Source organism: Pseudomonas sp. MF6396, from assembly GCF_002018915.1.
GTDB classification, from domain to species: domain Bacteria; phylum Pseudomonadota; class Gammaproteobacteria; order Pseudomonadales; family Pseudomonadaceae; genus Aquipseudomonas; species Aquipseudomonas palmensis.
Window position 1 is genome coordinate 1 of the sequence record NZ_MVOK01000036.1, and the last position, 14,195, is coordinate 14,195.

At 56.1% G+C, this 14,195-nt stretch carries 18 protein-coding genes; 4 read left to right on the plus strand and 14 right to left on the minus strand.

Features of this window, described 5'->3' with window-relative positions:
- Positions 1-232: 232 nt before the first annotated feature.
- From MF6396_RS25310 to MF6396_RS25365, 12 genes are all read right to left on the minus strand, one after another.
- Positions 233-742 carry a hypothetical protein gene (locus tag MF6396_RS25310; RefSeq protein WP_064492210.1) on the minus strand — a complete coding sequence of 170 codons (510 nt, stop codon included), beginning with the start codon at positions 740-742 and terminating at the stop codon, positions 233-235.
- Between the two features lie 609 nt (positions 743-1,351).
- Complete coding sequence (locus MF6396_RS25315) at positions 1,352-1,759, minus strand: hypothetical protein (RefSeq protein WP_064492211.1); 408 nt, start codon at positions 1,757-1,759, stop codon at positions 1,352-1,354.
- Positions 1,760-1,794: 35 nt separating this feature from the next.
- Positions 1,795-2,487: a hypothetical protein gene (locus tag MF6396_RS25320; RefSeq protein WP_064492212.1), complete on the minus strand. Its 693-nt coding sequence runs from the start codon at positions 2,485-2,487 to the stop codon at positions 1,795-1,797.
- 384 nt (positions 2,488-2,871) lie between these two features.
- Complete coding sequence (locus tag MF6396_RS25325; protein ID WP_064492213.1) at positions 2,872-3,177, minus strand: hypothetical protein; 306 nt, start codon at positions 3,175-3,177, stop codon at positions 2,872-2,874.
- 367 nt (positions 3,178-3,544) lie between these two features.
- Entirely contained in the window at positions 3,545-3,727 is a 183-nt protein-coding gene (locus MF6396_RS25330) for a hypothetical protein (RefSeq protein WP_064492214.1), read from the minus strand.
- A 20-nt stretch (positions 3,728-3,747) separates the two neighbouring features.
- Positions 3,748-4,329 carry a hypothetical protein gene (locus tag MF6396_RS25335; RefSeq protein WP_060515425.1) on the minus strand — a complete coding sequence of 194 codons (582 nt, stop codon included), beginning with the start codon at positions 4,327-4,329 and terminating at the stop codon, positions 3,748-3,750.
- 264 nt (positions 4,330-4,593) lie between these two features.
- Entirely contained in the window at positions 4,594-5,223 is a 630-nt protein-coding gene (locus MF6396_RS29095) for a hypothetical protein (protein ID WP_223843666.1), read from the minus strand.
- A 143-nt stretch (positions 5,224-5,366) separates the two neighbouring features.
- On the minus strand, positions 5,367-5,855 hold the full coding sequence (locus MF6396_RS25345; RefSeq protein WP_064492215.1) for a hypothetical protein: 489 nt from the start codon (positions 5,853-5,855) through the stop codon (positions 5,367-5,369).
- Positions 5,852-6,547, minus strand: coding sequence for an N-6 DNA methylase (locus MF6396_RS25350; protein WP_078481803.1), 696 nt, complete (start codon positions 6,545-6,547; stop codon positions 5,852-5,854). The genes MF6396_RS25345 and MF6396_RS25350 overlap by 4 nt, the downstream gene beginning before the upstream one ends.
- A 115-nt stretch (positions 6,548-6,662) precedes the next feature.
- Positions 6,663-7,517: a hypothetical protein gene (locus MF6396_RS25355; RefSeq protein ID WP_064492216.1), complete on the minus strand. Its 855-nt coding sequence runs from the start codon at positions 7,515-7,517 to the stop codon at positions 6,663-6,665.
- Between the two features lie 105 nt (positions 7,518-7,622).
- Positions 7,623-7,976 (minus strand): hypothetical protein, encoded by a 354-nt coding sequence (locus tag MF6396_RS25360; RefSeq protein ID WP_153046118.1) that lies wholly within the window; start codon positions 7,974-7,976, stop codon positions 7,623-7,625.
- On the minus strand, positions 7,936-8,325 hold the full coding sequence (locus MF6396_RS25365; protein ID WP_064492217.1) for a hypothetical protein: 390 nt from the start codon (positions 8,323-8,325) through the stop codon (positions 7,936-7,938). The genes MF6396_RS25360 and MF6396_RS25365 overlap by 41 nt, the downstream gene beginning before the upstream one ends.
- Before the next feature lie 217 nt (positions 8,326-8,542).
- On the opposite strand from MF6396_RS25365, the gene MF6396_RS25370 reads away from it, so the two are divergent.
- Positions 8,543-10,882, plus strand: a complete 2,340-nt coding sequence (locus tag MF6396_RS25370; RefSeq protein WP_064492218.1) for an autotransporter domain-containing protein — start codon at positions 8,543-8,545, stop codon at positions 10,880-10,882.
- Positions 10,883-10,994: 112 nt separating this feature from the next.
- On the opposite strand, the gene MF6396_RS25375 is transcribed toward MF6396_RS25370, so the two are convergent.
- Both MF6396_RS25375 and MF6396_RS28535 read right to left on the minus strand, forming a co-directional pair.
- Positions 10,995-11,651 (minus strand): hypothetical protein, encoded by a 657-nt coding sequence (locus tag MF6396_RS25375; protein WP_064492219.1) that lies wholly within the window; start codon positions 11,649-11,651, stop codon positions 10,995-10,997.
- A 26-nt stretch (positions 11,652-11,677) separates the two neighbouring features.
- Positions 11,678-11,926 (minus strand): hypothetical protein, encoded by a 249-nt coding sequence (locus tag MF6396_RS28535; RefSeq protein WP_153046119.1) that lies wholly within the window; start codon positions 11,924-11,926, stop codon positions 11,678-11,680.
- Positions 11,927-12,091: 165 nt separating this feature from the next.
- Here MF6396_RS28535 and MF6396_RS25380 point away from each other — a divergent pair, with 165 nt between their 5' ends.
- The 3 genes from MF6396_RS25380 to MF6396_RS25390 all read left to right on the plus strand — a co-directional run bounded on the left by MF6396_RS25380 (position 12,092) and on the right by MF6396_RS25390 (position 14,052).
- A complete protein-coding gene (locus MF6396_RS25380; RefSeq protein WP_223843662.1) occupies positions 12,092-12,643 on the plus strand; it encodes a site-2 protease family protein in 552 nt (183 codons plus the stop codon).
- Between the two features lie 59 nt (positions 12,644-12,702).
- Complete coding sequence (locus MF6396_RS25385) at positions 12,703-13,116, plus strand: hypothetical protein (protein ID WP_064492220.1); 414 nt, start codon at positions 12,703-12,705, stop codon at positions 13,114-13,116.
- 123 nt (positions 13,117-13,239) lie between these two features.
- On the plus strand, positions 13,240-14,052 hold the full coding sequence (locus MF6396_RS25390) for a hypothetical protein (protein WP_064492221.1): 813 nt from the start codon (positions 13,240-13,242) through the stop codon (positions 14,050-14,052).
- Positions 14,053-14,195 lie beyond the last annotated feature (143 nt).

A 14,195-nucleotide genomic window follows, 5' to 3' on the forward strand; every position in this document is an offset into this window, starting at 1 on the left:
GGTCAGGCCGGACGCGTAACTGGGAACCGATCGGCACCGTGTTGTTGAACCCGGATCGAGAGCAACAGAACGAGAAAATGGCGGCATAGTTAGACGGTTGACGCGACAACTACCTTGAAAAATGCCGGAACTGTACGGTGGTGGTCATCTGTATACCCTCAACTTGGTCTGAGGGAATGCTTTGCAGCGCCCAATAAAAAACCCACCGCGAACGGTGGGTCAGGTGAAACGTTCAAGAACTGAGCAGGTAGTCCCCGGCGATGACAGCATTCGTAGAGAGGCCCTGGGAAGGGATTTCGACACGCTTGGCGCCGTCATCGATCAGCTCAACGAGTGTGGCGGCAAGTTTACGCACGATGACGTTGTCGACCGTTTTGACTGGTACCGAGTGGCCCTTGTCCTGGAGCAGGATTTTGTAGCCGGTATCGTCGGAGTTGTGGGTAATCACCAGAAAGCCATGCAGCTTGCTCGTGTTCACATTCACCTGCAGCGCAGGGCGGCGGGCGAGCCGAGATTCATCGTCGCAGTCACGCAACAGGATGAAGTCGGGGTTAGCGCCGGCATCGAGCAGCATCTGCCAGATGGTGCGATCGTTGTCGGGGACGCGAAGGACTTCCACCAGCTCGATCAGGCGCAAGAGACGTCGCGAGCGAATCGACTCACGGTCGATCGGCAGCTTCGACTGGTTGAAATCATCACTGGTGTCCAGCTGAGTGACGGCATTTACGGTTTGTGTTTGCATTGCATGACTCTCCTGAAAGGTAAGCCAGGTGTTGCGAAGACCTGGTACCGCAGGAATGCGTCACACGGGTGTGGAAGGCGGCAGGCGGGGCGGCTTTATCATTTTCAGGATAGTTTGAATTTTTTTCAGGCTTTCTGAACTGGGCACAGGTATGATGCGCCGGCTTGCATGTGGACCTGCATTTCGAGAGGCCCTTGGGTGGTTATGTCCTCTGCTCGGTAACCCGAGAATCTCGATGTTCCGAGGATGAGATACCCCCTTCGACACGGTGTTTAGACCGTGCCGGTTTGCTGCATTCGTTGGGCCACCTGGGCCTCTTCTGGAATGCACCACGTGCGTTCTGAAAGCGCTGAAGTGCCGGTTAGGCGTTGGAAGATTGGCCTTCCTGAAACGGAGGTCAACGATTATGAAGCGTATGCTGAATATTCTGAGCCACGTACTGACCATCTACCGGCTTTTATCGGCCGTGTGGGGGTTGATGCGTGACCACTGTGATGCGGTCTAAACGCCCGTCCAGTGTTGAGATGTAAAAAGGCCACCCGAGCGTAAGCAGAGGTGGCCTTTCTGTTTCCGTCTCGGTGCAGCCCAGGAAGGCTGGCCGGGTACGATTTACGAAGGTACGTACCAGCGACGTTCGATGTTCAGCTGATGCTCACGCTCGTAGACACTCACGGTTCTAGCATGCTCATGTCGACCGCCCTCGTACTGGTCCGGATCGCTATCCAAAAGCTCATCGAGCATTCCCTTGACCCTGAGAGCGTGAGCTGCGCGCTTGGCTTTGATCGCCTTGCACACGTCTACAAAATCGGGATCAGCTTCGCCATGCCGGCGGTAGGAAGCCGCCATGTCTTGAAAGATCTGCATGTGCTGATCATCCAGGTTACGCAGGCCATGGGCATCCATAGGGAAGGCAGCGCCGGCGTACATGGCCATCGCGAACGACTGAAGAAAGCCTGCGGCCGCATAGTCGCTGTCGACCAACACTGCCCGGTGGGTGGCGAAAGGAGATTCAGTCATCTGTAGAGATCCTGGAAGGTGGGTGAGGTCGATGATTACCAGCCGGCGTAGTGGGACACGAGGTGGCCCCAGTCAGCAAGAGCCGAGTTATCGCGCAGGATGGTCAGGGCCTCGGCAGCGAGAATTTTCGTTGGGCAGCCGCCGGTGAGGAATAGCTTGTCTTTGCCCTGGTTGTATAGGTGCATCACCGTCAATGTCATCACCTGCTGAAGCGGAGTCATGGACCGATATGCCTTACGCATGGCGGTAAGCTTTTCCGGAAGCTCAGCATGGTCCCTCGCCCAATCACACCCCTTGGGCCGGAGACTGTAATGATCGCCTATAGTCTGGAACGGCTTGTTGTGGCGCTCAAAGCATCCATGCAGCTGGTACTTCTCTACGATAGCCCAGACGGCCTCGCCGAAAATGCGTGCTCGCTCCTCGGAACCCTTGAACGAAGGCAGCTCAGCCCCGCATACGATCGCCAGGGCAGCATATTCCGCATAGTCCAGGCTCGGGATCTTGTCGACCAGGTCCACCAACGTATATCCAGGAAAGCGCCCGGCTGCGAAGGTAGGGTTGACCGCGGCATATGCTGCGAGGGCTGCGGGCTTCTGCGAGTGGTGGATATAGCCGTGACTGGCCGTTCCCACATCACTCAGCGACCACGTGCTCAGTGCACTTTGGTGGACGCCGAAGGCGGTCAACAGCTCTGTGGCTTGCACGTGATAGTGGGCTGCATCAAACATCGTTCGTCCTCTGAAACAGTTGATTGCAAAGCTTGTGGTGGATGGGGTTCTGCACCGCCAGATCTGCGGCTATGCATTCCTCTGCCAGGTTCGGCCTCGCTTCATCACTGCAACCCTAGAACGTCGGTGTGGGCTTCGCAACCCCTAGAAATATGGCCGAACAAGGCTAAATCGCAGGCACAAAAAAAGCCGCCTGAGAATGGGCGGCTTTCTTAGGCCAAATGAGATGAGAGGCTCATCTGGCATGCGCGTACTGAAACGGTCGAACCTCAAAATAATATCCGAATTGCAATCTAGTGAGCAACCTGACCTGGCCCACCCGTTCACTAAAGAAAAACCCGACCACTAGGGTCGGGTCTGTGCTGCGTTTGGAGATGATCCAGCCTAAGCCGGCAGGTACTTGACCTCGGTCTCGGACCTCACCAGCTCTTGGATCACTGGGCTCGTGGAAAGGCCGGTATTGACCATGTATTTCGCTGCACTCAACAGGTAACGATTTCGCTCTGCCAGGTACTCGCAAGGCTCAAGACCGTTGGCTCCATGACATTCGGAGAGGAAGCATTGGTAGAACACGATCTCACGCATGTCAGGGTCAGATTTGAACTTCGGTTTCACACCTACGACACGTGCTAGGTGGAATCCTGTTGGGATCACCGAAGCCCCGTGGGCAGCAGTAAGGGTTTGCAGCATGTTGGCCCCCTGGGCATTGTCTGTGATAGCGATCAAGCTTTTGAACAGGTATCTAAGCGGCTACACAGGGCACGCCAATAACGGGCATCCTGCATCGACTCCCTCCTCATACGGCGGTATTCGGGCCGATAGCGGTGCGGTTCGGTACGAGCGAAGAACGAGTTCTCCTTTGCCATACGAAGACAGAAATTCAACTTGAACAGGGCATGTGCTTTCGGTCGGGATGACTGCTGCGTTCTTGCGGTGATCATTGGGGTTGCTCCTGTGATTTTTGACCTAGTGCGTGGAGATGGCGCACATCGATCACCACGCAAGCAGCTTGGCCGCGGGCAAAAAAAGCCCGACTAGGTCGGGCGTGGGTATAGCGTTAAGCGGTCTGGTAGATCAGTTCCGCCGGGTAGACGAAGACCTGAAGTTTTCCCTGCAGACATGACAGCTCATACACCTGCTTCGCTGGTGTCCGGCCGGGGCCTGGCAGATGGCGTTTTCCGACTTCAGACCAGCCCAAGCGTTTCAGTTCAGCAACCTTCTGCTCTTGGTAAGGCGACATTTTTTGATCCCCCTTCGCGGTCACAGTCGACCAGCTGGTTTCGTCTCACCAAAAATCCCGAACTCAACAAGGGTGCTGAATGCGATTTCGAGGGCCGGCTTTTGGTGGGCGAGCTCCAATGCTCTCTCACCAGCAGCTTTCGCTTTCTCCGCCTGCCAATCACACAGGAAGTCGGAGAACCGACGGTATCTGTGAAAGTCGATAAACCGATCGAAGCAGACCTCTTCTGAGGCTGCCAGGGCGGTCATCGCCGTGAGCAGATTCCCAAATGCAGGGAGTTCACTACGTTTCAAAGTGCCCGCAGCTACGAGCTTGTCGACCGTGGTGTCGAAGCGTTGCTGGTGTTCTTCAAGTCTGCCGCTCACGATCCGGAGCGCGTGATCCTGCGCGACAAACTGATTCCGCCCATCACGGTGATAGCGCGGATCGAACTCAGCGAAGCTGGTGTGCTTCAGTGAAAGCCCAGAGGTGGCACCCTCACGGTCTGTTTCGATGTTCAGGCGGTCAACGAATGGGGTCGACCACCGGATGCCGGTCAGCCCCTGGCGACCAGCCTGGACCATCACCATCATTCCATCAGTCAGTTCAAGTGTTGCGAGCATGAGTGTGTCCCCTTAGAACGTTGATCAAGTCCAAGGGGATGAGTCACATGAACCGCGAAACTCACCAATTTTGTCGGATCGGGCACAGCGCCCGGGGCACCATAAAAAAACCCGGCACGTGGCCGGGTTGGGTGTAGCGTTAGGATACGGAGGGCCTGGGACAAATGCGCTGGGGCCCGGGCGAAAAAACCCGGTCTATTGACCGGGTCATGTGCAGCGTTTGACGCGAGCATCATGCTGGCGCTAAAGGCTGAAGTACAGCAGTCATGCCGACTCCGTGACTTCGTCATCGGAGTGGCAAGCCGAGAGATCGATCTCTACTGGCTTTTGATCGGATTTTGCGGTCACCACGAAGGTGCACGCGCTGTCCTGCTCACCGGCGGCAATGTGGCTGCGGAAATACCGGTCCGCGACAGCCTGGGCTGCCGCATGGTGATCCCCCTCAACCTCAACATCAGCACTCCAAGTAACGAGATACTGTCGTTCCCCATCAACTTCAACCTCTTCGGTGCCTCCAGCCAAGCGGAAGTGGCTTTCCAGTTCGGCGATCGGCTGGCGTGCGCTAACAACCTCGACGTCGGTGTTTCTGACGAATCCCGAAAACCAGAAGCTGGTCGAGTCCACATTCAGGCAGCAGGCCTTCAGTAGCACATCGTTTTCAGCTTCAATTTCCTCCGCCTCCTCCGTGCCCGGGGCGTACTGATGGAATGACGCAGTGCTGTCGAACGTTTCGACCTTGTGCAGCCCATTCTCTCTGACTAGGCGAGCCAGGTTCATGATGCCCTGTGCTGCAGCCAAATCGATGTTGAAGGAAGCATAATCCGGTGTGCCTTCTGCGCCATTGGTGGCACGGGTTTCGACGGTGTAGCTCTTGGTGGTTACGGACGAATGCATAGCGGTACCCTCAGGTGTTGGTCTAGTAAAGCGAGATGCGTCACAGCCAACATGAATCGGCGCTACGGACTGAAGCCCATATCTTCGGCCGCTTGAATGACGCCCAAAAGAAAACCCCGTCTCAAGGACGGGGTTTGATGGGGTTAACGGCGGTGAGAGCAGATGCTCTTCAATGCCCTGTCGACCAGGTCACCTTCGTAACTCAAGATGACCTCCACATTGGCGCACGAGCGCTGGGAAGGTCCCAGAGCACGTGCTGCGATCAGGTAACCATTGAGGTCCACTTGCGATGCAGCACCGAATAGAACCGCATTATCGACCACTGCGCGGAGAACATCCCCGGCGCCACCGTCCCCGGTCCAACTGGGTGACACTGTGTTGCGAGCACTGACCTGGTTACCGCATACACGGAAGTGCTCAAAGCGCCCGGGGGCATTTTGAATCGAGACTGAGTCGCAGCCTTCAAAATTTCCAACGTAGATGACCGGCCGTGTGGCGCCGTTGATGCGAGCTACGGTGGACATTTTTGAGGAAGCAACCGACTGAACAGCATCTGAAGCCTCCGAAGCACTTGCCGCATGCGGCAGCACCTGGAAGGCTAAAGCCGCGGCGAACATGTACCAGCGTTTCATGAGGCGACCTCAAGTTTTGGAATTGAATTTTGACGTGAACGCATTAGCGTCGGAGAGGTGGCGCGCAAGATCTGCTGCTTGGTGTCTGAGACGGACAGCGTGTCCCCCTGGAGCACTATGATCTCCCCTATTTCGACCTTATGAATGGCACAATTCGCGGCCAACTGAATCGCAACCATGCGAGCGCAAATGCCATCGATATCGCATGCGTGAAAAAGCCATTGCTGGAGCTCCCCAGGACCTTTCGTTTCGAGCAGGTAGTTTGCTTTTGCCAACAGCATAACTCCACTGCCACAAGCCGGATCTGAGTAAGCCTTGAGATCACCGGCGCGAGGCGCGTCGATGTCGCTATCGCTCATCCTGACCATCATGCTTGCGAGCGACCAGGGTGTGAAGAATTGCCCCAGCATTTGCTTGCCGCCATGGCTGGCCAGCTCTTCGTAGAGTGGGCCTAAAATGTCCTTGAACGGCTCTTCATGGGCCACCGCCTGATCGTACAGCGTAATGGCTCGTCCTATTTTACCGCGGACATCATCAGGTATGGGATACCAGGGCTGAAACCCCCAAAGCTCCATCACAGCCCCGAGGAAAAATCGAAACATCTCCGCCGGCGGATACCGGTGGCCATCACACAATGCTTCTGCCAGTGGCTTGATGGTGGGTGGTACCGCGCGTGCTAGTTTGCTTGCCATGGGCAATCTCCAGAGAGGTTGGTCGTATGCATTGGGATGCATCACAGCGACCTACAACGCCGGCCGGCGCCCGGGCATAAAAAAACCGCTCCGGTGAGGGAGCGGTTGCGTAGCGTTAGTCAGCGGACTCTACCGGACCAGCAACGTCCGGAATGGAATCTCGCGGCACCCATGTCCAGGTTGCGACAAATGCACCATCTTCACACAGCGTTACCTGGGCATCTTCATTGACCTGCAGATCATCATTGGCGATGTTGTCCAGCGCCCATGAACGGTACCGGTCCTTGAGAGCGTTCGAGTCCACTGCCTGCTGATACGGCTCTTCTTGCGCCAACAGTTTCTTTTGAGCGAGCTCGTCGAGCAACTGAACAGAGGGAGCGCACTGCGACAGACCGAAGTGAACTCCATGGTGCCCGTAGCGTTTGGAAAACTCTTCTGCCGTCATCTTGACCAGCACCTTCTCGATGCAATCACTGCACAGACCGTGACCAGCATCTTGATTGCCCCACTGCCGACCGGTGGTACGAGCACCACAGCACGGGCACAACAAGCGCACTGGGGAATCAAGATGCCCGGTCAGGTCGACTTGTGCATATGGAACATCACGGAGATCACAGTAGGCTTTCTCATCGCCATCGACGTCATACAGGCCCAATGTGCACTCGTCCCACTCCTCTGGTTCAGCGATGGACACCTCAATCGATAGAAGCAGGTATTGACCGTTGCAGAACTCTTTCCGCAAAGCCATACAACCTCCTCCGGTGTGATAAACCTCGAAGCCATACGCCTGTACGGGGTCTACAACTGTTGTCCCGCACGGCGAAAAGTAGGGGTTGCGAATTTCCACGTCGTTGAACATGAAAGCCATCTCCGACGGTGAATACGGTCGCTTGAGCGTCTCGCCATTCGGCAGGACCTCGGTCATGACCATTTCTTGGGTATCAGCTACGTTGCTTGCAATTACGTCCATGGTGCTGCGCCTCTTTGGGTAGTCATCTTGGTCTGAGATGAAGCACAGACAGCTGTAACGACAGGCGAAAAAAAGCCGCCCCATAGGGAGCGGCGGTACAGCGGTTTAGATTCGAGCAGAGACCTGGTAACCCTTGCCTCCTTCAGCCTGTGTCACGCCGCCTTCAAGCGTGATTGTCACGTCCTGCAGACCAGCGTTGCGGAACATGCTCGCCACAGTTTCAGCTACCGGCTGCATCTCAAACGGCAAAACCGTGTGCCAAGCGTTAGAAAAATGGCACCAGCGGCAACCATATCCAGCGAAAAACCCATTCTCGCGATTCCCAGGAACCGGATCCGGCATTTCCAGGATCTTGTTGATGCGTGTGGCAAAGGCTTCCGGGAATTCCTTCAAAACTGAAGACATACGAACCTCTCGCTCAAGCGGCCTGGTGGCCGTGCTGGCGCTTGCCCAGCTCATTTAGGGTGTCCAGCTTCGAGATGAATCGCTCAGCCGCTGTGGTGCTGGCCAACTCCAAGACTGATACATAACAGTTCAAACCGCCCGAATAATCCTTTCGGCCCTCACAGGATCGGTAGAGCACTTTGAGCACTCCACCTGAACCTAGATGAACCATCAAATAGAGATGATCGCTGTGCAGGATCACCTCCCCCATGACTGCGTTTCCACCTTTGCACGAACGAATTTCGTAGCTCGTTTCTGGAAGCTTCAGGCGGCCGGCGATCTCTTTGAGCAATCGCTTGCCCGAGCGGTGAAGGGTTTCTTTGGTAATGCGTTTTTCGAGCAGCGCTTTTGGGATTTGCAGCATGACGATTCTCCTCAGGGAATGACGGCCTCTTGCGAAGACCTGGTCACCGGAGATGCACAACACAGGCACGCAAACCAACTGCTCGATCACCGCTGGAGAAAAGCGCACCGATAATTAACACGTACGCATAAGATTCCGTTTGCTTTGGATTGAATACTGACAGTATTATTCGGCCATCCAATTGATATCACCTAACAAGGTCAGGACGAAACAGCCCATGCACACCAATGCAACCCCCTTCAAGCCACGCCTCTCTCTGCTTGTCGCCTCCATCGCACTGGCCATGAACGCAGGCACTGCGCATGCCGCTTACGCCGGCATTGATGTCTACGCGCCAACGCTGGGCTCCTCCGATACCACCTACGATCCGCACATCGGTGGCTCGGGTGATGGTTCCACCCTGGTTGGCGCTCAGTACAACCCGAGCACCGACACCACCGAGGCCTTCAAGTGGACGTTGCTGGGCGGCAAGCAACTGCTGGCCAGTCTCGGCACCAACGCCGCTGCCTACGCTGCGTCGAATGAAGCTGATGTCATCGTCGGTAGCTCTGTCGACAACGTCACGGACAGCGAAACCGCCGTGTACTGGAACAGCACTGGCATTCATAAGCTGGACTTCCTGAACGGTGGCGCGGAAGCTGAAGCCCGCGCTGTATCGGCTGATGGAAGCGTCATCGCGGGTTCGGCTGAGGACGGTCTGACCGGCAACCGATCGGCCGTGACCTGGAACCTGGCTGGCGCTGTGACCCAGCTGGGCTACCTGAACGACGGTACCTACAGCTACGCACTGGGCATGAGTGCAGATGGCTCGGTTGTCGTGGGCTACTCCCAGAACGGCGCCGGCAACGGTGATGTCGCAACTCGCTGGGTCGAGGGGGGAAGCGCTGAGAGTCTCGGAACCCTGGACGGCGGGACTCAATCTATTGCCACGGCAACCAGTGCTGATGGCACCTATATTGTTGGCGCCAGTGACTCATCGCTCGCACTCAGCGAAGCAATGATTTGGTCCGAACTGTCTGGAATGCAGGGCCTGGGCCTGCTCGCCGACGGGACATTGTCCAAAGCTGAAGGTGTATCTGCAAACGGCGCCGTGGTCGTCGGTGTCGCGGATACCACTGGCAGCGTCCTCTCCGGGTTCCGCTGGACCGCAGAGACTGGCATGCAATCGCTGGTTGAGTGGCTGCAGCACAACGACCCGTCTTACACACTGCTGGCCAACAACACCCTGAACACCGCCACCTCGGTGTCCGCTGATGGCAACACCGTCTTCGGCCTGGGCTTCCTGAATAGTCGTTGGCAGCCGTTCGTAGCGCGTTCCTATGGTCCAATCTCCGAGCCTGTGGTACCTACTCCACCAGTGGTGACCACTCCACCGGAAGAGACTACCCCTGAGGTAACCCCTCCCGTCGTCACCCCGCCTGTTACTGACCCAACACCCCCAAGCACCGGTGGGTCCTCCAATGCAGGGGACACTTCCACAGGCGGCAGCGATGGCGCGGGTACCGGCGCCGGTGGCACCGAAGCAGGCGCGGGTACCGGTGGTACCGGGGGCACTGAAACTGGTACTGGTGGCACCGTGGGTAATGACACTGGCGCGGGTGGCGCTGACGTGACCACTCCACCGACTGGTGTGATCGGTTTGCTGGACCTCGGTGACTCTCTGCAGAATGCGACCCTTTACGCACAAGCCATGCAGAACCAACTGCAAGGGTTCGTCCAGGACCAACTAACCTGCTCGACATTCGACACCAGCGGCATCTGTGTCAGCGTCAGCAGCCAGATGACTCACCACTCCGGCACTGTCCAGGGTGACAACGTATACGGCGGTGTTACCGCTGCATACCGACTGACCCCTGACCTTGTTGCCGGTATCGGCTACCAAGGCCCAAGCACGTCGCTCAAGATCAACGATGACCGTGTCGAGGGCGATACCAACACGATCGGTGCTTTCGTCGAGTACGGTAACCGTCTGCGCAATGGTGTATTCGCCCGTGGCGCCGTGGCTGTTTCCGAGGGCGATGCGACCATCAAGCGCTCCTACAAAACCGGTGCCGGCGACGTCGAGTCGAAAGGCAAGGCCGATGTCAGCCAACGTGCTGTATCGGGCCAAGTCGGCTACGTATTCATCCTGCAGGACAACATCGCGGTAATGCCTTTCTTGGGCTTGGACTACCTCAACACCAAGCTGGGCAGCTACACAGAGACCAGCGGCTCGTTCCCGGCGCACTTCGATAAGCGTACCGAAGAAAACATCTACGGTACCGCGGGCCTGAATGCCAGCATGAACCTGGCCAACAAGGCCATCGTCTCGGCGAACATCAAGCACGTTAGCCGCCTGAACAACTCGCAAGACGATCTGACCGGTGATGTGATGGGGGTATCTCGCTTCGACATGAAGCAGGACACCACTGAGCGCTGGAACGAAGTGGGCGTAGGGCTGCAGGTTGCCGGCCCGTTCAAGGCCTCCCGCGTGGGTATCACCTACGGCCACCGCTTCGGTAGCGACAAAGCCGTTGCCTCAGACGTCGCAACGCTGTCCCTGTCGGTCGGTTTCTAATCGGAAACTGATTCACCAAGCGCCCCGCTCAGTTGTGGGGCGTTTTCGTTTGAGGGCGGTTATCGTCAGGCAAAAAAAAGCCACTCCGCAGAGTGGCCGGGGATCATTGGTGTTAGGCAGCAGACTGCCTGTTCTGTTGCTGCCACCAAGCGCGGAAGCTGGTTACCAGAGAGCAGCCATTGTCTTCAGGCAAGGTGATTACCGCCTTCCTCTCGTGACTGATTTCATGCTCTGGCTCACCATCACGTGAACAATGGTAGAGCTTGAAGGTGTTACGTGTATCGAGCTGGAAGCAGCACAAAGTGCCCTTCGGCCGTTTGTAGTAGACCCGGCAGAAGCCCGACTCAACAGAGTGGAACGCCAACTGCTCAACCGGTGTGACCTCAGTTGGCGGTACCAAGCGGTGACGATGCTCAACGATCAACGCTCGCAATGCCGTCATATCGATCGAGCGTTTAACGCCATCCGGGAAAAGAACGTCGCCGTACAGTGCTGCCAGATCAGAAGCCAAGCTGTCCTCGACAAAGTGGCAATCTGCGATGTCCCAGGCTCGGCCAGAAATCCACTCTCGCTTTTCCTCGGGAGTTTCCAGATCATCAACATACTCACGTTGCTCCGCCATGGATTCCGCCACCTTGAAGCAAGCTTCATTTTGACTTGTTGCCAACACATATTCGGAATAGGTGCCCTCATCCTGCTGCCCCCAGTTCAGAGTGACTGCGAACATTTCAAGTGCGGGTTGATTAGCTTTTACTTCAGTGCTGCTCATGATCAATCTTCCTTTAATAATTGGTATTAGCCAGCGAGTTTCATATCTTGCTGAAGCGCAGTTTTGCCTTCATTGAAAGCGTTCAAGAGTTCCGGGATATCAGTCAGAAGTGCATGAGGGGTTTCAGACGCCCCCCAGCCATAACCCCAGGCAGCATCCTTTGCATCTTGAAATGTATTGGCTGCTAGTTGAGTGGTTTCCGGCGATTTCATGAGTAGTACGGCTAGCGCCCATTGAGATCGAGCGTAAGCCGCAAGCTGAAAACAGGTATTCATACGTTCACCAGAGTAGTTTCATAACCACCTGTAATGAAGAACACGGACCTGTATTGCCATGTGGCTGGAGTTGTACTGTGCAGTACACTGGCCGGTACAAATATCCGGATATTGACTTGAAGGTTTTGAAGCTTTGCTAAAGAATTACTGCATCATGTTCTAGGAATGAAAACCATGCTGCCTGACGCACTGGTAACCATCGGTATGTTCGCCATCGCCTTTTTCGTCATTTGGCTGATGCTGGTGTTCTTGCTCTTGATCCACGAAGCCGGGCATCTAATACCAATGCAGCGGTTTGGTATTAAGCCTGACAAACTCATTATTGGCGGATACAAGCTTTTCTCGTTCCGAAAATCTGGGATTATTCATGAAATTGGTCTGATTCCGCTTTGGGCGTATGTGGTCAGCACCGACTACGAAAAGGCGCCCTCAGACCGCCGGGCGATCATCGCTGCAGGTGGCCCCCTCATCTCCCTGGCGACCGGCCTGCTGTTCTTCGGGATTCACTACGTCTCGCCGAACTGGCCGACGCTTGTCGCGGCCCAGGGCTCGATCCTCCTGGCAGCGACTAATATCATCCCCCTGCCGCCCATGGACGGCTTCACGATCGTCGAGCATTTCTTGAACCGCCGCGGGATCTACTTCGATGACAAGAACAGGAAGCTGCTGTTGGGTATTGGGCTTGCCACGATCGTAGCGATAACCCTTGCTCTGTAAAAATACAAAGCGCTGATTTTCATCTCCTGGTGCAAGTTCAACCCACCAGGAGATGATTAATGACCACCACTTCCCTCAACGCAACCGCTCAACGTCCTGCTCTGCAACCGGGGTTCTTCGAAGAGGCCTTCAAGGACTACCAGGTACCGCCGAAGATTCGCGCTTTCGCTGAAGCCTTCTGCATCCGCTTCAATGTTCGTGGCATCTGTGACCCCGCCTACTGTGCAAACCTCGTTGCCGTGGAACTAAAGGTCGGTGATGGCTGTGGAAAATTCGACCACGACAAAGACGCCGATGAAACTGGCTTCGCCAAGATTGGCAGCCGTTTACTCTTCTCATACAGCACCTGCATCAGTCTGACTGAGCCGGAAACCACGGCTGATGTCATCATCAGCATGGTGAAAGCTGCTCTGGCCGGCGCCCCCGTTGAGGAGCTCTTGCCGCCGCCTGCAGCACCCGCTGCTACGAACTGAACACACCCAAACCGCCTTTCGAGGCGGTTTTTTTTCGTCGAACGAACGCAATGATGGCATTTCGATACAGGTGGCGTATGTGTTCATGTATTATTCACGCGTCAAAACCATGAGGGACCAACCATGCTCACGAGCCAGCCCCAGCAAGGCATTTCTTCCCCCGCCCACCTGCCGGCCGCCAGCACCTCAGAGGTTAAGTGGTTCTCCCAGGTCACTGTCGAGCTTTCGTATTGGCACGGGAATCAGAGGTTGAAAAACCTCGACCAGTTCGAATGGCATGGTGACGCTGTGATGGCGCCAGCACTGACCCACGCTCGAAGCAAATGTGATTTTTACAAGATCGACGAATCGTCCTCCCTTGAGCTGTGGGCGTTCCGCTCCCAGTGGCAAATTGCGAAGGTTCGTGAGGGCGCCGACCAGCACTGGTCGTTTGCGGACAGCCTCGACCATGACGTGACAAGGGTCTTGGTCAGCCATCATCCAGTCTGGTCATCAAAACACGGGAAGATGTCCCCTCCTGACACCTGGCCAGGGTTCACCGCTACATTCCGGAAAATCATTTCGGTCGACGCTAGCCGGTCAACCGCTGAACTGGGAGGCCTGGTCACTGCGGCTCTGTGCGTCATCGAGCAAGGTCCTAAAGCTCTGGGCCTCGCGATTACCGATGGTGGCATCCGTGACCTGACCATTACCCGCGTCGGAGCAAACACCCGCAGTGCTGGTTGCGAGTTGCTGATGGTGACGGGTGCAATCGAGGTGGCCATGTCCCCCTACCAAGCAGAATTGAGTCTTGACCATCTGGAGGCAACCGTCCGCAGTTCTGTTGGTATCAAGCTATCCCTCGTCGACGGAGTTACTGCCACGGGGCACCTCGATGCCGGGCAGCGCTCAACGATCTGGTTAGTCGAAGGCCGAAATACACATAAGAATACCTAGCGCGTATGCGTACGCGTTATGTAATATTGCCGCGCCGGACAGATAGAAACCCTGTCCGAATGGCTGGTGTCGGCAAATCTGGGTTATGCGCAGGTGTCAGTCATCACTCTTAGCAAGTTCAACGATTTCTGACCCTTCAGGAG